16 protein-coding genes are annotated in these 18,427 nt (G+C 56.7%); 10 read left to right on the plus strand and 6 right to left on the minus strand.

Going from position 1 to position 18,427, the window contains the following annotated elements:
• Positions 1–48: 48 nt before the first annotated feature.
• The 6 genes from J4D97_RS02355 (at position 49) to J4D97_RS02380 (ending at position 6,451) form a co-directional block, all read left to right on the plus strand.
• Positions 49–693 (plus strand): LolA family protein, encoded by a 645-nt coding sequence (locus J4D97_RS02355; protein WP_185283449.1) that lies wholly within the window; start codon positions 49–51, stop codon positions 691–693.
• A gap of 274 nt (positions 694–967) precedes the next feature.
• The gene (locus tag J4D97_RS02360; protein ID WP_208306202.1) at positions 968–2,266 is read left to right on the plus strand and encodes a DUF2851 family protein; all 1,299 of its coding nucleotides are present in this window, start codon (positions 968–970) and stop codon (positions 2,264–2,266) included.
• A complete protein-coding gene (locus J4D97_RS02365) occupies positions 2,263–3,516 on the plus strand; it encodes a hypothetical protein (protein ID WP_208306203.1) in 1,254 nt (417 codons plus the stop codon). Before J4D97_RS02360 ends, J4D97_RS02365 begins: the two co-directional genes overlap by 4 nt.
• 206 nt (positions 3,517–3,722) lie before the next feature.
• Positions 3,723–4,358, plus strand: a complete 636-nt coding sequence (locus J4D97_RS02370) for a NeuD/PglB/VioB family sugar acetyltransferase (RefSeq protein ID WP_208306204.1) — start codon at positions 3,723–3,725, stop codon at positions 4,356–4,358.
• Between the two features lie 107 nt (positions 4,359–4,465).
• A complete protein-coding gene (locus J4D97_RS02375; protein WP_208306205.1) occupies positions 4,466–5,419 on the plus strand; it encodes a rhodanese-related sulfurtransferase in 954 nt (317 codons plus the stop codon).
• 159 nt (positions 5,420–5,578) lie between these two features.
• Positions 5,579–6,451, plus strand: coding sequence for a nucleoside phosphorylase (locus tag J4D97_RS02380; protein WP_208306206.1), 873 nt, complete (start codon positions 5,579–5,581; stop codon positions 6,449–6,451).
• Between the two features lie 156 nt (positions 6,452–6,607).
• Here J4D97_RS02380 and J4D97_RS02385 read toward each other — a convergent pair whose 3' ends face one another.
• A complete protein-coding gene (locus J4D97_RS02385; protein ID WP_208306207.1) occupies positions 6,608–6,913 on the minus strand; it encodes a hypothetical protein in 306 nt (101 codons plus the stop codon).
• A 94-nt stretch (positions 6,914–7,007) separates the two neighbouring features.
• Complete coding sequence (locus tag J4D97_RS02390; RefSeq protein WP_208306208.1) at positions 7,008–8,018, minus strand: acyl-CoA reductase; 1,011 nt, start codon at positions 8,016–8,018, stop codon at positions 7,008–7,010.
• A 189-nt stretch (positions 8,019–8,207) separates the two neighbouring features.
• Between J4D97_RS02390 and J4D97_RS02395 the strand changes: the two genes are divergently transcribed.
• The 3 genes from J4D97_RS02395 (at position 8,208) to J4D97_RS02405 (ending at position 13,795) form a co-directional block, all read left to right on the plus strand.
• A complete protein-coding gene (locus tag J4D97_RS02395) occupies positions 8,208–8,558 on the plus strand; it encodes a 4Fe-4S dicluster domain-containing protein (RefSeq protein WP_208306209.1) in 351 nt (116 codons plus the stop codon).
• 298 nt (positions 8,559–8,856) lie between these two features.
• Positions 8,857–11,487: a valine--tRNA ligase gene (locus J4D97_RS02400; RefSeq protein ID WP_208306210.1), complete on the plus strand. Its 2,631-nt coding sequence runs from the start codon at positions 8,857–8,859 to the stop codon at positions 11,485–11,487.
• Positions 11,488–11,686: 199 nt separating this feature from the next.
• Positions 11,687–13,795: a S9 family peptidase gene (locus J4D97_RS02405; RefSeq protein WP_208306211.1), complete on the plus strand. Its 2,109-nt coding sequence runs from the start codon at positions 11,687–11,689 to the stop codon at positions 13,793–13,795.
• 146 nt (positions 13,796–13,941) lie between these two features.
• Here J4D97_RS02405 and J4D97_RS02410 read toward each other — a convergent pair whose 3' ends face one another.
• The 3 genes from J4D97_RS02410 to J4D97_RS02420 form a co-directional block, all read right to left on the minus strand.
• A complete protein-coding gene (locus J4D97_RS02410) occupies positions 13,942–14,151 on the minus strand; it encodes a hypothetical protein (protein WP_208306212.1) in 210 nt (69 codons plus the stop codon).
• Between the two features lie 75 nt (positions 14,152–14,226).
• A complete protein-coding gene (locus J4D97_RS02415; RefSeq protein ID WP_208306213.1) occupies positions 14,227–15,663 on the minus strand; it encodes a dihydrolipoamide acetyltransferase family protein in 1,437 nt (478 codons plus the stop codon).
• A 116-nt stretch (positions 15,664–15,779) separates the two neighbouring features.
• Complete coding sequence (locus J4D97_RS02420) at positions 15,780–17,036, minus strand: competence/damage-inducible protein A (protein WP_208306214.1); 1,257 nt, start codon at positions 17,034–17,036, stop codon at positions 15,780–15,782.
• Between the two features lie 96 nt (positions 17,037–17,132).
• Between J4D97_RS02420 and J4D97_RS02425 the strand changes: the two genes are divergently transcribed.
• A complete protein-coding gene (locus J4D97_RS02425; RefSeq protein WP_208306215.1) occupies positions 17,133–17,888 on the plus strand; it encodes a DUF4197 domain-containing protein in 756 nt (251 codons plus the stop codon).
• Positions 17,889–18,020: 132 nt separating this feature from the next.
• On the opposite strand, the gene J4D97_RS02430 is transcribed toward J4D97_RS02425, so the two are convergent.
• Positions 18,021–18,383, minus strand: a complete 363-nt coding sequence (locus J4D97_RS02430; protein ID WP_208306216.1) for a hypothetical protein — start codon at positions 18,381–18,383, stop codon at positions 18,021–18,023.
• Positions 18,384–18,427 lie beyond the last annotated feature (44 nt).

Consider the following 18,427-nt stretch of genomic DNA (forward strand, 5'->3'; position numbering starts at 1 on the left):
GCAGAGTAATTCGCTCTACCATCTAAGCTCGCTACACCAATTTCTGCAATGAAAAAATTTCTCGCTCTGCTCGCTTTGTCTGCTTCGTTTATGCAAGCTGCCAGTGCACAGCAGGACCCCAAAGCCGGTAAAATCCTTGATCAAATGAGCGCCAAGTATCAGGCGATGAAGGCGTTCCGGGCCAACTTCACCCAAACTCTGGAAAACGATAAGGCCAAGGTGAAGGAAAATATCAGCGGCGACATTATCGTGAGTGGCCCCAAATTCCGGTTGAAAGTGAACGGCCAGGAGGTCATCAACAACGGTCAGACGATGTGGACCTACCTGAAGTCGGAAAACGAGGTGAACATTTCGGATTACGAGCCCGATGATCAGGAAGTGTCTCCTTCTCAGATATTTACTCTATACAAGAAAGGCTACAAGTACACTTACGTACAGGAAGCCAAGGAAGGTGGCCAGGCTATCGACATCATCGACTTATCGCCGGAAGACCGCTCCAATGCCGTATATAAAGTGCGTATCAAGGTAGCCAAGGCCGATAAATCGGTGAAAAGCTGGCAGATGTTCAAAAAGAACGGCAACCGCTACACCTACACCATCAAGCAGTTCCAGCCCAACCCGCCGGTAGACGCCACCACTTTCAACTTCGACAAATCGAAGTACAAAGGCGTGAAAGTGGTAGATCTGCGTTAATTGACAGCCACGCTGCCGTTTTGGCCGGCCCGCTTCCGAAAGGAGGCGGGCCGGTTTTTGCTTTGTGGGGAGACACGTACAAGTTTTGGTTGTAAGCCTAAAAATCGTCTGTTATCCTGAGCTTGCGAAGGACCTTATGCCCGCAGAACGACATTCTTAACAACGACTCGTTCACGCGTGAGCAGATCCTTCGTCGCCGCTTGATGCGCGGAATGCTCAGGATGACAGAAGAAAATAGATCTTGATTAGTTATCCATGTGCTTTTATACTTGCTATGAAAGAAGATTTCCTCCACTACGTCTGGCAACAGCAATATTTCGATAAAACCAACCTGCGCACTACCAGCGGCGAAGCCATTACCATCCTCAAGCCCGGCTTGCACAACCACGATGCCGGCCCCGATTTTCTGAGTGCCCGCTTACATCTGGGCGAGGTGGAGTGGAACGGCGCTGTAGAAATCCACCTGCGTGCTTCCGATTGGCACCGCCACCAGCACCAGCACGACCCCAAGTACGACCAGGTAATTCTGCACGTAGTGTTGCATGCCGATGAGCCTGTGCGCCGTACCAACGGCTCCGAAGTGCCCGCGCTGGTGCTGGAAGGCCGTCTGGCACCGGAGCTACTAGGTCGCTACCAACAACTGCTTACCGATACGCCCGTCCTACCCTGCGCGCCGTTGCTGGAGCAAGTGCCCGTCATTGCGCGGGTGATGATGGCTGAGCGGACCTTACTGGAACGCGTGGAGCAGAAAGCCGCTACCCTCGAAACCCTGCATCAGCATCTCGGCGGCGACTGGGAGGCCACCACCTACCATGCCCTGCTAGCAGCCTTTGGCTTCAAGAAAAACACCGACCCCTTGCAGCGTCTGGCCAAAGCCCTGCCGCTACCCGTATTGCGCCGCCACCGCCACGACCGACGCCAGCTGGAAGCCCTGCTGTTTGGGCAAGCTGGTTTTTTAACCGAAAACGACGAAAACCGCCACGACCTGTTTGTAGCCGATTTGCGGGCTGAATACGAGTTCCTGGCTCATAAATACCAACTGAAAGCTGCGGCTCTTGCCCCGCACGACTGGAATTTTCTGCGGCTGCGTCCGGCCAACTTTCCACCGGTGCGGCTGGCCCAGTTGGCAGCCGTGCTGCACGCCCGTCCCGCCCTGTTCGATGCCCTACTGACGGCTCAGGACGTGCTGACGCTGGAACAGTTTTTCGCCGCGCCAGTATCGGAGTACTGGCGCGGCCATACCCGGCCGGGCAGGCCGGGCAAGGTGCCGCATCAACTGGGTAGGAGCAGTGCCCATCTGCTGATAACTAACGTGGTAGTGCCCTTGCGCGTAGCCTATGCCCGCCACGTCGGCCAGCCGGAGCTAGTGGAGCAGGCCGTAACGCTACTCACGCAACTGCCCGCCGAGCGCAATGCCATTACGGACGCCTACGATCTGCTGGGCTTCCAGCACCGCACTGCCGCCGACTCGCAGGGCCTGCTGGCGTTGCACCACGGCTACTGCCAGCCACGCCAGTGCCTGCGCTGCGCCATTGGCAACCGCATTCTACAACCCAAACCTATGCTACGTTGAGGATACTACTGGCTGTTGGACTAAATACTGGCCTAGTATGGCTGCTGTGGCGCTGGGTGCGCCAGCAGCAACAGGCAGCGGGGGTAGGGTGGCTGCTGCTACCCGTACTGACGCTGAAGCTGGTCATCACGCTGGCAACCGTTGTGTTGCTGACCGAGGACGCCCGCTATTTTCAGTACTGGGGCATTGCCCTCACCGACCAACTCTGGACTGCACCCACGGCCTGGGTAGGTACGCTGCTGGGCGATGAGTTTCACGCGCCGGACCGGCAGCTGATCTACCACGGATACTCCAACACGTTCTTTCTCATTAAGATACTGTCAGCGCTGAACCTGGCTTCGCTGGGTAGCGTGTGGCTGAATGCGATGTATCTGTCGGTGTTCTGCTTTGTGGGGTGTTGGCAACTGGTGCGGAAGCTGCCGCCTCTATTCCCCGATACGCCGATATTGTCTGTGCCTATTTCCTTTCTGCTGTGGCCCAGCGTGTTGTACTGGACCTCGGGGCTGACGAAGGAGAGCGTATTAGTAGGTACGCTGGCATGGCTGACGGCGCTGGTACTGGGTTGGCTTTATGGAGGGCGGCCCGTGCGCGCGTGGTCGGTAGTAGGGGCGGTGGTGCTGGTGGTAGTGGCATTCAAGATGCGGTATTTCTTCGCGGTGCTGCTGTTCGTGGCATTGCTGGGGCTGGCAGTTATCAGGGTAGGGGAGCGGCTAGGCGTGCGGCGGCGCGGGATGCAGGTAACACTAGTAGTGCTCCTGTTAGTAGGCGGTGGCTTTGTGCTGAGCGAAGTAAACTCCATCTTTCGCTTCAATAGATTTAGTAGCCAACTACTGCGCAATTACTACAGCATGTTGGAGCAGTCGCGCCACAAGCCGCACATCGAGTATGAGCACCTGGCGCCTACCTGGCAGAGCGTAGTCACCAATGCCCCAGCCGCTGCCCTGAATACTGTGGTGCGCCCGTGGCCTTGGGAAAGCCTGCGTTGGAACTACCTAACGGTGAGTCTGGAAAACCTCGTGCTACTGGCGCTGCTGCTCACGGCAATGGCTGCCGTAGCACGAGGTAGGGGAGGGCGCCTACCCTTCGCGCTGGTGCTGGTGCTGGTAGTGTACTGCCTGGGCCTGGCCATTCTGTTGGGGTTGACTACCCCTAACCTGGGCACCCTTAACCGCTACCGGACAGTGCTGCTGCCGTTTCTGCTGCTACTGCTGTTGCAAAACGACTACGTGCGGAGAGTATTAAAATGGTGAAGTAGTGGAGCGTTTGTCATCCTGAGCATGTGACGCAGCAAGCCAGTGCGGAAGAATCTTATCACGCGAGAACAAGTGTAACAACGACTCATGCAACTGGCAGACCTTCATACGCTCAGGATGACAAACGCTTCACAACTTCCCCATTCAACCTATCTTTGTGGTTTCGCTGCAAACTCCGGCCCCGCGTGGGCTGTTCTCATTTTATGGAAAATCCTGTAATCATTCTGGGCGCACAGAGCGTGGGCACCGCTGCCCTAGACTCCTTTCTGAGCAACGACGTGGTGGTCTACTGCCTGCTCGACGACGACGCCCAACTGCAAAATACCGAAGTAAACGACGTGCCTGTGATGGGCAACACCGATAACAAAGACCTGTTGAAACTGCTTGGCAAGAAGTGTGAGGTGTTTGTCGCTACGGAGGACGCGGCCAGCCGCCGCAGCCTCACAGGCATGCTGCACGACGAGTACGAGGTAGCGCCCGTTAATGCCATTCATGCCCGTGCCAGCGTGGCGGAACACGCTTGGCTGGGCCACGGCATTCTGGTAGGCGCCAATGCCGTAGTAGCCAGCACCGCCAAGGTAGGCGACGGCTGCATCATTGGAGCCAACGCTGTAGTGGAGACCAAAGTTGAGGTAGGGGAATACTCCCAAATCGGCTCCGGCGCCATCTTGAACACCGGCGTGGTAGTAGGCGACCAAGCCTTTATCGGCTCGGGGGCCATTGTGGTGGCAGGTGTCAAGATTGGCAAGAAAGCCAGGGTAGGGGCTGGCTCGGTGGTAGTGGCCGACGTACCCGCTAACCAAACCGTATTCGGTAATCCCGCCGCGAAAGTCGGTTAAGAACAGCTGCTACAAAGCAGAAACTGATCTGTTGAATTGAATAAGTTCTGTTCGAGTATTCAGTGAATCAGCTATTTAATTTTCAATTCTTAATTTTCGATTGAAAAATGGATTACCTCGTTCTGTTGTATTACTGCTACGCGCCCATTGACGACGTAGACGTATTTCGGGAGGAGCACCACCGCTTGTGCCTGCGCCTGCACTTGCGCGGCCGCATTATTGTGGCCCCAGAAGGCCTTAATGGCACAGTGTCGGGCCGGCGGGTTGACTGCGAAGAATACATGCGCGTGGTGAAAGCTGATCCGCGCTTCGCGGCGTTGGAGTTCAAAATAGAACCCGCTGATGCCCACACATTCCAGAAACTGCACGTGCGCGTGAAACCCGAAATCGTGCACGTGGGCCTACCCGACATCAAGCCCTACGAGCGCACCGGCATCCACCTCTCGCCCCAGGAGTTCAAGGATATGAAGGACCAGGAAGACGTAGTGGTGCTGGACGTGCGCTCCGACTACGAGCACGAGCTGGGCCGCTTCAAAAACGCCGTTACGCTTGATATCGAGAACTTCCGCGAGTTTCCGGGCAAGGTAGAAGAGCTGGCGCAGTATAAGGACAAGAAAATCCTGACCTACTGCACTGGCGGCATCAAGTGCGAAAAAGCTAGCGCCTTTCTGCTGGAGCAGGGCTTCGAGAACGTGTACCAGCTGCACGGTGGTATTATTAAATATGGCCTCGAAGCCGGCGGTGAGGATTTTGACGGCAAATGCTACGTCTTCGACGGCCGTGTGGCCGTGGATGTGAACAGCGTCAACCCGACGATTATTTCCACTTGCCACCACTGCCATACGCCCTCGGCGCGCATGGTAAACTGCGCCAACCCGCACTGCAACGACCACCTGCCCCTTTGCGAAACCTGCGCCGAGCAGCTGGAAGGCGCCTGCTCGCCTACCTGCCAGCAGCACCCCGACAAGCGCCCCTACGATGGCACGGGTACCTACCCCAAAAACAGCAACAATTATAATCCTGAGCAGGGCTTGTTATCGTATAGGGCACCTGCTAAGTAGGCATTATAAATAGTTTATCATCCTGAGCAGCGCGAAGGACCTTCTCACGCTAGAGCGACTATCATAACAACGATTCGTTCTGGCGTGAGAAGGTCCTTCGCGCTGCTCAGGATGACACTTTTTCTATATTCGCTTTCTCCCACCTAAAACACCTTTCTCATGCCTATTCCTGAATCGGAGCTGATCCTGAACAAAGACGGCAGCATCTACCACCTCAACCTGCTACCCGATCATATCTCCGAAACCATCATCACGGTGGGCGACCCGGAACGGGTGCCGATGGTCAGCCAGCACTTCGATTCCATTGAGACAAAGATTCAGAAGCGCGAGTTTGTGACCCACGTAGGCTACTACAAAGGCAAGCGTCTCACGGTGATTTCAACCGGCATGGGCACCGATAATATCGATATTCTGCTCAACGAGCTGGATGCGCTGGTCAACATTGACTTCATGGCGCGGGAGGCCTGCCCACACGACGAGCGGATTCAGCTGCGCATTGTGCGCATTGGCACCAGTGGCGCCTTGCAGGCCGATATTCCGGTGGGCTCGCACCTCGTCACGGAGCACGCCGTAGGCTTAGATTCGCTGATGCAGTTCTACCCCTTGGTGGAAACAGGCCTGGAAGTGGAAGTCGCTACCGGTATTCAGCAAGCCTTGCAGCTGCCCTACCGGCCCTACTGCGTGCGTGGCTCCGATCTATTGCGCGAGCAGCTCGGGAAAGGTATGGTGGTAGGCAATACGCTCACCTGCCCCGGTTTCTACGGGCCCCAGGGCCGCGTGCTGCGCCTCGATCTGCGCCAACCCGACTTGATCCAGCAGTTCCAGAATTTCCGTCACCAAAGCGCCGAAGGGGAGTTGCGTCTTACCAACTTCGAGATGGAAACGGCTGGCTATTATGCCCTGGGCCGTATGCTCGGCCACGAGGTAGTATCGCTAAACGCCATCGTAGCCAACCGGGCCACCGGCGAGTTTGCTACCGACTCGGAAAACGTCATCAATGATTTGATCGTGAAAACGCTGGACCGAGTGTAGTTGACGAGTTGTTCATTTAGAAGTTTTAAACAAAGCGTGTCATCCTGAGCGCAGTGAAGGACCTTCTCACGCGTGAACGATAGGCGTCTCAACGACTCGTTCACGCGTGAGAAGGTCCTTCGCTGCGCTCAGGATGACACGCTTTATGGGTTTCGCTTAGTAGAAATCAAACCCTAGCACAGCCTGCAAGGGTAGGGACACGCCAGCTTTCAGCGTGAGGCTGTTGTCATGGCAAGCCCAGATGCTGGTGTGCACGCGGCGGGTGATGTAGTCGGAAGTACGGAAATAGATGTCGACTTTACCCTGATAGTTGTTGCCGAGAGCCATGGCGCGGTCGGCATCGTGCTGGCGGCGTTGCCGGTCGATCGGATCTTTGAGAACATCTTCGGTAGGAAAGTGCAGACTTGGAATAGCTTCTTTCTCAATGATTTCGGCTGTGTCTGTCGAAGGTGTGAAGGGCATAGGTTGAAAAGCTAAATGGGTAGAGTAGGGTAAGAAAGTAAGTAAAGAACGCTTGTAGTGATTTGAAGCGTATTAAAACGGCATTATACTTCCATTAAAACTGCGCTAAAAACTTCATGGTGTCGATGCCGTCGGCGTAGTCCCACACCTGCGGGTGCTGCGCCCGCCCAAAAGCAAAGCTGCCCGGATACTGCCCCCCGGCCGACACCAGGCACTGCGTTTGAGCGGCCACAGTAGTCAGGCGCTCCACCAAGTCTACCTCGTGCTGGTAGCCTTCGTAGTGCACCACCGAGATAGGCGACACCAGCTGCGGGCTTTCCGTCAGCAGCAGGAAACCATTGTCGTAGTGCGGCACGCCGTTCACCAGCAGAATGCTTTTGTTGTAGTCGTAGTTGTTTTGGTATTTGTGATGGTCGAGAATGTGGTGCCAGGGTTGCAGCGCATCGAGTAGGGTAGGGAAGGAGTAGCCCACCGGCACGTACAGTTTGCTCACGTTGCGGCAGCCCAGGCCATAGTACCGGAAAATATCCTCGCCCAGCAACCCTAGGTCGTGGTCCGACTCGCGGCCCGTGAGGATAGCCAGGCTGGTGCGGTTGCGCCGGATCAGGTTGGGCTTCTTGCCGAAGTAGTATTCGAAATAGCGCCCGGTATTGTCAGAGCCGGTGGCGATAAAGGCATCGGCGGCATTCAAGCGCGGCGCAAAGCGGATAGCTGCTTCAAAACGCGGCTCGATGTCTACTAGCTCGCCGGCAATCCAGGTCATGAGCACGGTGTCGTCGGAGCTAGGCTTGGCCAGTAAAATGTGGCCACTGAGCAGCACGCACAGCAGATCGTGAAAGCCTACCAGCGGAATGTTGCCGGCCATGACCACGCCAATCTGGCGGGGCTGCTCTGGCTCGGCGGGGTAGCGGCCGGCCCACTGCCGGATCGGTTCCTCAGCCAGTAGCTCGGCAATGCCTTTGATGGCATACGCCACGTTGGTCGGCGTAAACCAGTTGTTCTGGTTGCGGGCGCGGGCACCGAGGTTGGCTAGTTCGTCTTCGGATAGGTTCTGCAAACGCTGGCCCAGGGCCACAAAGGCCGCCAGGCGGTCAGAATGATTCATAGAGGAAAGATGGGGTGGAAGGCTGAAGTTTGAGTGAAGCAAGGCTGTAAAAACCTGTCTCAGGTCAACATTCAACGCTTAAAATTACGCGCACTGCGAGTTAGTTTCTATTTTTGTCGACCCGCGTTACGTTTGCGGCGCTTTTTACGTAAGCAACGACGTTACTTCAGCATAAAAATACAGACGGCTATGTCCATCATGATAACCGACGAGTGCATCAATTGTGGTGCCTGCGAACCGGAATGCCCCAATAATGCCATTTACGAAGGCGGTGCCCAATGGCGCTGGGCCGACGGCACGGCCCTGAAAGAAGTGGAAATGGACGGCGGTACCGTGGTGTCGGGTGTATCCCCGCAAACCCCGATTTCCGACGAGTATTACTACATCGTGTCCGATAAATGCACCGAGTGCGTTGGCTTCCACGAGGAGCCCCAGTGCGCCGCCGTGTGCCCCGTAGACTGCTGCGTAGACGACCCCGACTACCGCGAATCGGAGCCGGAGCTACTGAAAAAGAAAGAGTGGCTGCACGCCGAGGCGTAAGCTACTTTCTTCTCCCTCAGAAGCCTGCCTCTGCCAAGGGGTAGGCTTTTTTGTGGGGTAGGGGATTGGGTTAGTAGAACTGGGGAACTGGAAAATAGCTGTCATCCTGAGCTTGCGAAGGACATTCTCACGCTAGCACGATGAATGTGAAGGCGAGTCGTTGTTGCGCCTGTCGTTCTTGCGTGAGAAGGTCCTTCGCAAGCTCAGGATGACAGGCCCTACCCAGTCCCATGTCAACCCACTACCCCAGACCCTACTAAATCCCTATTTTTGCTCTTTCAACTAGATTCTCCCGTCGATGTCTATCGCCAAAACCTACTCTCCCGCCGACGTTGAAGCCAAATGGTACCAGCGCTGGCAGGAAAAAGGCTTTTTCCACGCCAAGCCCAACCCGCGCAAGCCCGCCTACTCCGTGGTGATTCCGCCGCCCAACGTAACGGGCGTGCTGCACATGGGTCACATGCTCAACAATACCATTCAGGATGTGCTGGTGCGCCGGGCGCGCATGCAGGGCAAGGAAGCGTGCTGGGTGCCCGGCACCGACCACGCCAGCATTGCCACCGAGGCCAAGGTAGTGGCGCTGTTGCAGGAAAAAGGTATCAGCAAGAAAGACCTGACCCGCGAGGAGTTTCTGACTCACGCCTGGGACTGGAAGGAAAAGTACGGCGGCATCATTCTGGAGCAGCTCAAGAAGCTGGGCGCCAGCTGCGACTGGGACCGCACGCGTTTCACCATGGAGCCCGAACTGACCGAGGCCGTACTGCGCGTATTTGTGGACCTATACCGCAAAGGCCAGATTTACCGCGGCGTGCGCATGGTGAACTGGGACCCCAAAGGCGGCACCGCGCTATCTGATGAGGAAGTGATTCCGAAGGATACGATGGCGAAGATGTACCATCTGAAGTACGAGGTAGTAGGGGCCGAAGGGCAGGCGCTGACGGTAGCTACTTCGCGCCCGGAAACCATCATGGCCGACGTAGCCGTAGCAGTGAATCCGAATGACCCGCGCTACACGCACCTGATTGGGCAGCGGGTTCGGATTCCGTTGCTGGGCCGCGAAATTCCGGTGATTGGCGACGAGTACGTAAGCATCGACTTCGGAACGGGCGCGCTGAAGGTGACGCCTGCGCACGATTTGAACGACTACGAGCTGGGATTGAAGCACAACCTACCCGTTATAGACATTCTAAACAACGACGGCACGCTCAACGAAAAAGCGGTGCTATATGTGGGCCAGGACCGCTTTGCAGCGCGTCGCAACGTGGTGAAGGACCTGGAGGAAGCCGGCCTGCTCGACAAGGTAGAAGAGTACGCCAGCGTGCTGCAAACTTCGGAGCGCACCGGGGCTGTTATTGAGCCGCGCCTGTCGCTGCAATGGTTCTGCAAGATGGACCACATGGCGAAAAAGGCTCTGGAAGTAGTTGAAAACGACGAAATCAAGCTGCACCCGCCCAAGTTCAAGAACATGTACCGCTCGTGGATGGAGAACGTGCGCGATTGGTGCATTTCGCGGCAGCTGTGGTGGGGGCAGCGCATTCCGGCCTACTACCTGCCCGATGGCTCGTTTGTGGTAGCCCTGGACGCGCAGGAAGCCTTGAAGCTCGCTCGCGAGCAAAGCGGCAACCAGAACCTGCAAGCCAGCGACTTGCGCCAGGATGAAGACGTGCTCGATACGTGGTTCTCATCGTGGCTGTGGCCGATTTCGGTATTCGATGGCTTCAAGGACCCCGACAACGCCGATATCAACTATTTCTACCCCACCGACGACCTCGTAACGGCTCCCGAAATCCTGTTTTTCTGGGTGGCCCGCATGATTATGGCCGGGCTGGAGTACCGCAAGGAAGTGCCTTTCCGCAACGTGTACCTCACTGGCATCGTGCGCGACGACCAGGGTAGGAAGATGAGCAAGCAGCTCGGCAACTCGCCCGATCCGCTCGACCTCATTGCCCAATACGGCGCCGACGGCGTGCGCACCGGCATGCTGTTTTCCTCGCCGGCCGGCAACGACTTGCTGTTCGATATCAAGCTGGTAGAACAGGGACGCAACTTCACCAACAAGCTCTGGAACGCCTTCCGCCTCATCCAAGGCTGGGAGGTAGACGCCGCCCTACCCTTCGCCAACCAAAAGGCCGTGGAGTGGTTCGGGGCGAAGCTGCAAACCACGCTGGCCGAGCTGGACGAGCATTTCGAGAAGTTTCGGATGTCGGATGCGCTGATGACGGTGTATAAGCTGGTGTGGGATGACTTCTGCTCGGTGTACCTGGAAATGGTGAAGCCCGCCTACCAGGCCCCCATCGACGCCGAAACCCTGCGCCATACCACCGCCTATCTCGAAACGCTGCTGAAGCTGCTACACCCGTTCATGCCCTTCATCACGGAGGAAATTTGGCACGAACTGGCCGAGCGCACCGACAAGGACTACCTCTGCGTGGCCGCTTGGCCCAAGCCGCAGCCGGTAGCTGGTGGCGCCGAGCTGCTGGCCCGCATGAGCCAGGCGCTGGACGTGGTGGCCGGTATCCGCAACATCCGCAATCAGAAAGGCCTCGGCCCCAACAAGCCGCTGACTTTGGCCGCCAAAACCGACGACGTGCAGCTGTTACAAGACTACGATGGCATCCTACGCAAGCTGGGGGCGCTAACTGAAATCAATGTGGTAGACGTTGCACCCGCCGCGGCGGTAGGCTTCGTTTCGGGTGGCTCGGAGTTCTTTATTCCGCTGGAAGGCCAGATTGACCTCGGTGCCGAGAAAGAGCGCCTGACCAAGGAATTGGAATACGCTCAAGGCTTCCGCGACTCAGTGCAGAAAAAGCTGGCCAACGAGAAGTTTGTGCAAAATGCCAAGCCAGACCTGGTAGAGCGTGAGCGCCAGAAGCTAGCCGACGCCGAAGCCAAGATTACGGCACTAGAGCAGAGCTTAGCGGCACTGTAAAGGGTAGGAGTAAACTAATAGGACGTCCTTTCGACCGTAGAGAGAAATCTCGCGTGCTGACAAAGAATAGTATCTTTCATCAGCACGCGAGATTTCTCTCTACGGTCGAAAGGACGTTTTTGTATGTGCTGTGTAACTCGGTGCAACCCTCGCTCCACGGCTGTATCTTTCCCTCCCAAACCCTACCCCTTCCACAACGATGAAGAAATCTACTATCCTATTCAGCGCTTTAGCTATGGCCGCTGGAGCCCAGGCACAGCAGGCGGCTACCCCGCCTGTGGCCTTGGTGAAGCCTAAAGAGCTGAAAATGGGCAGCAACGTGCGCACCGACAACTACTACTGGCTGAACGAGCGCACCAACCCGCAGGTAATCAGCTACCTCGATGCTGAAAATGCCTACTTCGATAAGATGATGGCGCCGGTGAAGGACCTGGAAGAGAAGTTCTATCAGGAAATGAAGGGCCGCATCAAGGAGCAGGACGAGTCGGTGCCCTACCGCGACAATGGCTATTACTACTACACCCGCTACGAAAAAGGCGGCGAGTACCCCATCTACTGCCGCAAGAAGGGCGACCTGAAAGCGCCGGAAGAAGTGCTGCTGAACGCCAACCAAATGGGTCAGGGTAAGAGCTATTTTGCCGTGGGTGGCTACGAAGTCAGCGACAACAATCAGCTGATGGCCTACGGCGTGGACACCGTGAGCCGCCGCCTCTACACGCTGCGTTTCAAGGATTTGAAAACGGGCAAGGCCTACCCCGAAGCCATTCCGAACACCAGCGGCAGTGCCGTGTGGGCCGCCGACAACAAAACCGTGTTCTACGCCAAAAAAGACGTGACCACGCTGCTACCCTACCAACTCTACCGCCACACCCTCGGCACCGACCCCAAACAGGATAAGCTGATTTACGAGGAAAAGGATAACACTTTTAACCTAGGGGTAGGTCGCTCAAAATCAAAGAAATATATCTTCCTAGCGCTCGGCAGCTCCCTCTCCAACGAGCTACGGTATTTAGATGCTACCACGCCCACTGGTGAGTTCAAAACCTTCCTGCCTCGCGAAAAGGACCACCTCTACGACGTGGAGCACCTAGGCGACCAGTTCTACGTGCGCACCAACTGGGAGGCCCCCAACTATCGCCTGATGGCGACGCCCGTAAGCAACACCGCCAAATCGGCGTGGAAAGATGTTATTCCGGCCCGCAAAGACGCATTTATTGATGCGTTCGACGTGTTTCGGGATTATCTCGTGGTGAATGAGCGTAAGGAAGGGCTGCGCCAGCTGCTCATTATGGGTCTGAAGGACAAAAAGAAAAACTACATGACCTTCAGTGAGCCGGCATATACCGCCACCATCGGCGTAAATCCGGAGCTGGATACGCCGGTGTTGCGCTACAACTACACCTCGCTCACCACGCCGTCTTCTACCTACGACTACAACATGGCGACCGGCAAAAGTACTTTGCTCAAGCAGCAGGAGGTAGTGGGCAGCTTTAAGAAAGAGAACTACGTGACGGAGCGCACATTCGTGAAAGCCCGCGACGGGGCTATGGTGCCGATTTCCATCGTTTACAAAAAAGGCTTCAAAAAGGATGGCAAAGCGCCGCTGTTGCAGTACGCTTATGGCTCCTATGGCTTCTCGCAGGACCCCGGTTTCTCGGCGGCCCGCCTGAGCTTGCTCGATAGGGGCTTTGCCTACGTGCTCTGCCACATTCGGGGCGGGCAGGAAATGGGTAGGGAGTGGTTCGAGAACGGCCGTATGCTGCACAAAAAGAACAGCTTCACCGACTTCATCGACTGCTCGGAGTATCTGATTCAGCAGAAATACACCTCGCCGGAGAAGCTGTTTGCGATGGGCGGCTCGGCGGGCGGTCTGCTAATGGGCGCCGTAGTAAACATGCGCCCCGACCTATACAAAGGCATCATTGCTGGCGTGCCGTTTGTGGACGTGGTAACCACCATGCTTGACGAAAGCATTCCCCTGACTACCGGTGAGTACGACCAGTGGGGCAATCCTAACGAGCAGCAGTACTATGACTATATGCTGTCCTACTCGCCCTACGACAACGTGAAAAAGCAAGCCTACCCCAACATGCTCGTTACCACCGGCCTGCACGACTCGCAGGTGCAGTATTTCGAGCCGGCCAAGTGGGTAGCCAAACTCCGCACGATGAAAACGGATAACAACATGCTGCTCCTACACACCGACATGGCTGCCGGCCACGGCGGCGCCTCCGGCCGCTTCAAGTCCCTCCACGACACGGCCCGGCAGTATGCCTTTATGATGCTGGTGCTGGGCATGCGGGCGTAGGTTGTTTGGAGTAAAAACAGCCGTGTCATCCTGAGCTTGCGAAGGACCTTATCACGTGAGAACGAGTCGTTGCTATGATGACCATTCTGGCGTAATAAGGTCCTTCGCAAGCTCAGGATGACACGGCTGTTTTATTTACAATTACCTTACTGTAACGTGTCTCGCGTGATATCTTGCCGGCCGCGGGGCGCAACACCACGGTTCTGCATTTGCAGTTGAAACGTCACCTGCTCGCAGTCAGCAAAGCGCTTTTCGGCCAGTTTCAAGGCTTCTTCGGTGGCCGTGAGCTGGCGGAATAGGTAGAGAATCAGGCCCAGCGCGATAAGCAAAGCAGCCAGGAAAACGTAGTTTTTCATCAGGATAAATAAGCAAAAAGATAAGCCCATCCGGCTGGATGGGCTTATGCGAAACCAGTGCGCGAAGATACGGCGCTAGATGGTAGTATTGGGGTCGAACTGCTCCAGGTAATCGGCTACCTTGCGCACGAACATACCGCCCAGCGAACCATCCACCACGCGGTGGTCGTAGCTGTGCGACAGGAACATGAAGTGTCGAATGCCAATCAGGTCGCCCTGTGGCGTTTCAATTACGGCCGGCTTCTTTTTGATAGCGCCCACGGCCATAATGGCTACTTGCGGCTGCATGATGATGGGCGTACCCATCACGTTGCCAAACGAGCCTACGTTGCTGACGGTATAGGTACCGCCTTCCAGATCTTCGGGCTTCAGTTTATTCTGGCGGGCACGGTTGGCAAGGTCATTCACGCGCTTGCTCAGGCCGTTCAGGTTCAGCTGGTCGGCGTTGTGAATCACGGGCACAATCAGGTTGCCGGAGGGTAGGGCCACGGCCACACCAATGTTGATGTCGCGCTTCTTGATGATGTAGTCGCCCTCCACCGATACGTTGATGTTCGGCAGGTCCTGAATGGCGCGGGCAATGGCTTGAATGAACAGCGGCGTGAACGTGAGGTTTTCGCCGGTGCGCTTCTTATACGCGTCTTTGTGCTGGTTGCGCCAGTTCACCAATTCCGTCACATCGGCCTCCACAAAGGAGGTAACGTGCGGAGAAATCCGCTTCGAGTCGATCATGCGCTGCGCAATCATCTTGCGCATGCGGTCCATTTCCACCAGCTCGTCGTTGCCGCTCACCGATGGAGCCGGTTTGGCCTTCTGCTCTTCTGGCTTGGATTTCGATTCCGTGGTAGCAGCGGATTTCGGTGCAGCAGTAGCTTTTGCCTCAGGCTGGGCTGCGGGAGCCGCAGGGGTTTCTGCCTGAGATGCCGGAGCAGGGGTAGGGGCCGGCGCGGCTTGCGGCTGAGCTAGCGGCTTCTTACCGTCGGCTACGTAGTCCAGAATGTCCTTCTTGGTCACGCGGCCCTCGGCGCCGGTGCCGGGCAGTTGCTCTAGGTCAGCCAGAGAAATGCCTTCTTCGCGGGCGATGCTGAGCACCAGAGGCGAGTAGAAGCGGCCCGCGGCTGGCGCAACTGCGCTAGAAGCTGGGGGCGTAGCATGGGGCACATGCGGCACCGTAGCAGCAGCTTCCTCCTCGTCGTCAGATGTATCGGGCGCAGAAGCCTGCGGCGTAGCTTCTGCCGCAGCGGCAGGAGCGCTAGCACTAGCGCCAGCAGCATCGGTTTCGACAATAGCAATGGGCGCACCCACGGGTACCACGTCGCCTTCCTGTACCAAAATTTCTTGCAGCACGCCGGCATGAAGGGCGGGTACCTCCGTATCTACCTTATCGGTAGCTACTTCCAGCACCGATTCGTCCTGCTCAATGGTGTCGCCTACTTGCTTCAGCCATTTCAGAACGGTGCCTTCCATAATGGATTCGCCCATTTTGGGCATCGTCATTTCCACTCGTGCCATAGGTTGCGGGAGGTATAGAGAAGTTAAGGGTGGGGGAGGATTGGTGCCGCAAAGGTAGCAGAAAGCAGCTAGGCTGCACGCAATAGGTAAGGAGCGGCTGAGCGAGCAAGCCGCCCTTACACTATCGGTGGCAAGCTTAAACGCAGCAGATTCAAAACGGCGGTGGAGGTATACTCGATGTTGAGTTGCCGGCCCCGGTCGAAGCTAAGCTGGCGGCTAACGGTTTGATGAGCGTCGGCGTACGCAATGCAGATGGTGCCCACCGGCTTTTCGGGCGTGCCGCCACCGGGGCCGGCAATGCCACTAGCAGCTACCGCCACATCTACGCCCAAGTGCTGACGGAGACCTTCGGCCATTTCGCGGGCAGTGGCCTCGCTCACGGCGCCGTAGGCTTCCAGCGTTTCTGGCTTCACACCTAATTCTTTCATCTTAATATCATTATGATACGCAACGATGCTACCCTGAAAGTAGGCCGAGCTACCCGGCACGCTGCTGATGCGCTGGGCGATGTAGCCGCCGGTGCAGCTCTCGGCGGTGCCAACCGTAAGCCCCCGCTCCCGCAGCAGTTGGCCTACGGCTTCTTCCAGCTTCACTTCGCCTTCGGCAAAAATGTGCGTGCCCAGCTGTTCGCGCAGCGCAGGGAGTAGGGCTAGCATGCGGCCGCGCAGGTCGGGCTGGCCGTCGTCGGTGCCGGTGAGGCGTAGGCGTACGGCCCCAAGCGAGGGGAGGTAGGCAAGCTTCACGTTGGGGGGTAGGGCGTCCTCCCAATCGGCAATCTGCTGCGCTAGGAACGACTCACCCAGCCCTACCGTCTGCACCACTACGTGCTCAATGGGCGCCGTATGAAAGTGCTCTTGCAAGCGCGGTAGCACCGTGTCGGTCATCATGCGCTTCATCTCAAACGGCACGCCCGGCATCGATACGAACACCGTGCCCCAGTCCTCAAACCACATGCCCGGCGCCGTGCCCATGGGGTTAGGCACCACCTGGCACACGCGCGGTACGTAGGCCTGCTGCCGGTTGACCTCCAGCATGGGCCGGTTGTAGCGGGCAAAGATGGCCTCTACGTGTTGCAAGGTAGGCTCATGCAGCACCAGCTCCGAGCGGAAATACTCGGTGAGCACGTGCTTGGTGAGGTCGTCCTTAGTAGGGCCAAGGCCACCCGTGAGTAGGATAACGTCGGCCCGTTCGCGGGCGGCGTCCAGGGCCTGCACAATCTCGGCGCCCCGGTCCGATACGCTGGAAATCTGCCGTACCCGGATGCCGAGCTTGCCCAACTCCTGCCCCATAAAGGCCGAGTTCGTGTCGATAACCTGGCCGTAGAGCAGCTCGTCGCCGATGGTTATGATTTCCGCATTAGGTACCTGTTGCATAGCGTGGGAAGGGAGAGGGGCGAAGGTTTTTGGTCCGGTTTGTGTCTTTTCAAGAAAAGATTCGCTTCCACTAACTGTGAAACGCTGCTTTGAGTTATGAAAAATCTTCGCTCCTCCTTTCTTCTTGCTGGTTTGCTGTTGGGCCTGAATACGATGGCCTCGGCCCAGATATTCCAGCTGCCCAAAATTGGCGGTATCAAATTGCCTACTACCAAGAAGACCACCACTACTTCTACCACCGGCTCCGTAAGTCAGACTGAGGCGGCGGAAGGGTTGAAACAAGCCCTGATCCAGGGCATCAGCAAAGGCACCGATCAGGCTTCTCAAACGGACGGCTTCTACCTTAACAAGCTCATTCGGATTCCTTTTCCTCCCGATGCCCAGCGCGTAGCCAACACGTTGCGCACTATTGGGTTGGGTAGCCAGGTAGACCAGTTTGAGCTATCGTTGAACCGTGGGGCCGAAGACGCGGCCAAGAGCGCCAAACCTATCTTCTTGGCTGCCATCAAAAGTCTGACGTTCAAAGACGTGTGGGGTATCCTGACTGGCCAGAAAGACGCCGCTACCCAGTACCTCAAGCGCACCACTACCGCCCAACTCACTACGGCTTTCCAGCCCATCATCCAGCAGTCGTTGGATAAAGTGAACGCCACGCGCTACTACACGGCCCTTACCACCCGCTACAACAGAATCCCATTGGTTACGCCCGTACAAACTGACCTTAACCAGTACGCCACCGGCAAAGCCATCGATGGCCTGTTTACACTGGTAGCGCAGGAAGAGGCCAATATCCGTGAGAACCCCGTAGCCCGTACTACGGAGCTGCTGAAGCGTGTATTTGGCAAGAGTTGATGTGCTGATTGTTGATGGAAATACAAGAAAAGAAGGCCCGTGCTTGCATAAGCACGGGCCTTCTTTTCTTGTATTTGTTGCGTGCTAAATGTGCAGAAAATCAGCACACCAGTACATCAAAAAATCAGCACATTAGTAATCATCATCGTCGTAACGGCCTTTGCCGCCGCGCTTGCTGCTGCGGCTGCTGTAGGTGTCGTCATCATCCAGGTCATCCTCATCATCCAGATCGTCATCGAAGCTGCCGAAGCCGCTGCTGTCACTGGAATCATCGGCAGCCTCTGCCGTGGCGTATTCTTCCTCCGTCATACTGGCTAGGTCCAGGGCCTCGTCGTGCGAGGAGCCGGTGTCGCGCCACATCAGGTAGTCGGAGTATTTGGCCGAGAGCTTATCCTCGGCACTGCCGCGGGTTTTGCTGCCGCCGGCTTTAGCAAAATTGTCAAGCTCGTCGTCATCGTCGAGGTTGTCGTCGTCGAAGTCGTCGTACGTTCTCATAGCCGTGGTAAGGGGCGAAAAGAGGTGAAAAAAATAAAGCAGCT

This window comes from Hymenobacter defluvii (genome assembly GCF_017589435.1).
GTDB lineage: Bacteria > Bacteroidota > Bacteroidia > Cytophagales > Hymenobacteraceae > Hymenobacter > Hymenobacter profundi.

Bases quoted from the DNA above. Each gene is read 5' to 3' on its own strand.
- J4D97_RS02380 (WP_208306206.1), top strand. From the start codon at position 5,579: ATGCCTATTCCTGAATCGGAGCTGATCCTGAACAAAGACGGCAGCATC.
- J4D97_RS02360 (WP_208306202.1), top strand. From the start codon at position 968: ATGAAAGAAGATTTCCTCCACTACGTCTGGCAACAGCAATATTTCGAT.
- J4D97_RS02410 (WP_208306212.1), bottom strand. From the start codon at position 14,151: ATGAAAAACTACGTTTTCCTGGCTGCTTTGCTTATCGCGCTGGGCCTG.
- J4D97_RS02420 (WP_208306214.1), bottom strand. From the start codon at position 17,036: ATGCAACAGGTACCTAATGCGGAAATCATAACCATCGGCGACGAGCTG.
- J4D97_RS02390 (WP_208306208.1), bottom strand. From the start codon at position 8,018: ATGAATCATTCTGACCGCCTGGCGGCCTTTGTGGCCCTGGGCCAGCGT.
- J4D97_RS02405 (WP_208306211.1), top strand. From the start codon at position 11,687: ATGAAGAAATCTACTATCCTATTCAGCGCTTTAGCTATGGCCGCTGGA.
- J4D97_RS02400 (WP_208306210.1), top strand. From the start codon at position 8,857: ATGTCTATCGCCAAAACCTACTCTCCCGCCGACGTTGAAGCCAAATGG.
- J4D97_RS02385 (WP_208306207.1), bottom strand. From the start codon at position 6,913: ATGCCCTTCACACCTTCGACAGACACAGCCGAAATCATTGAGAAAGAA.
- J4D97_RS02395 (WP_208306209.1), top strand. From the start codon at position 8,208: ATGTCCATCATGATAACCGACGAGTGCATCAATTGTGGTGCCTGCGAA.
- J4D97_RS02355 (WP_185283449.1), top strand. From the start codon at position 49: ATGAAAAAATTTCTCGCTCTGCTCGCTTTGTCTGCTTCGTTTATGCAA.
- J4D97_RS02415 (WP_208306213.1), bottom strand. From the start codon at position 15,663: ATGGCACGAGTGGAAATGACGATGCCCAAAATGGGCGAATCCATTATG.
- J4D97_RS02375 (WP_208306205.1), top strand. From the start codon at position 4,466: ATGGATTACCTCGTTCTGTTGTATTACTGCTACGCGCCCATTGACGAC.
- J4D97_RS02425 (WP_208306215.1), top strand. From the start codon at position 17,133: ATGAAAAATCTTCGCTCCTCCTTTCTTCTTGCTGGTTTGCTGTTGGGC.
- J4D97_RS02430 (WP_208306216.1), bottom strand. From the start codon at position 18,383: ATGAGAACGTACGACGACTTCGACGACGACAACCTCGACGATGACGAC.
- J4D97_RS02370 (WP_208306204.1), top strand. From the start codon at position 3,723: ATGGAAAATCCTGTAATCATTCTGGGCGCACAGAGCGTGGGCACCGCT.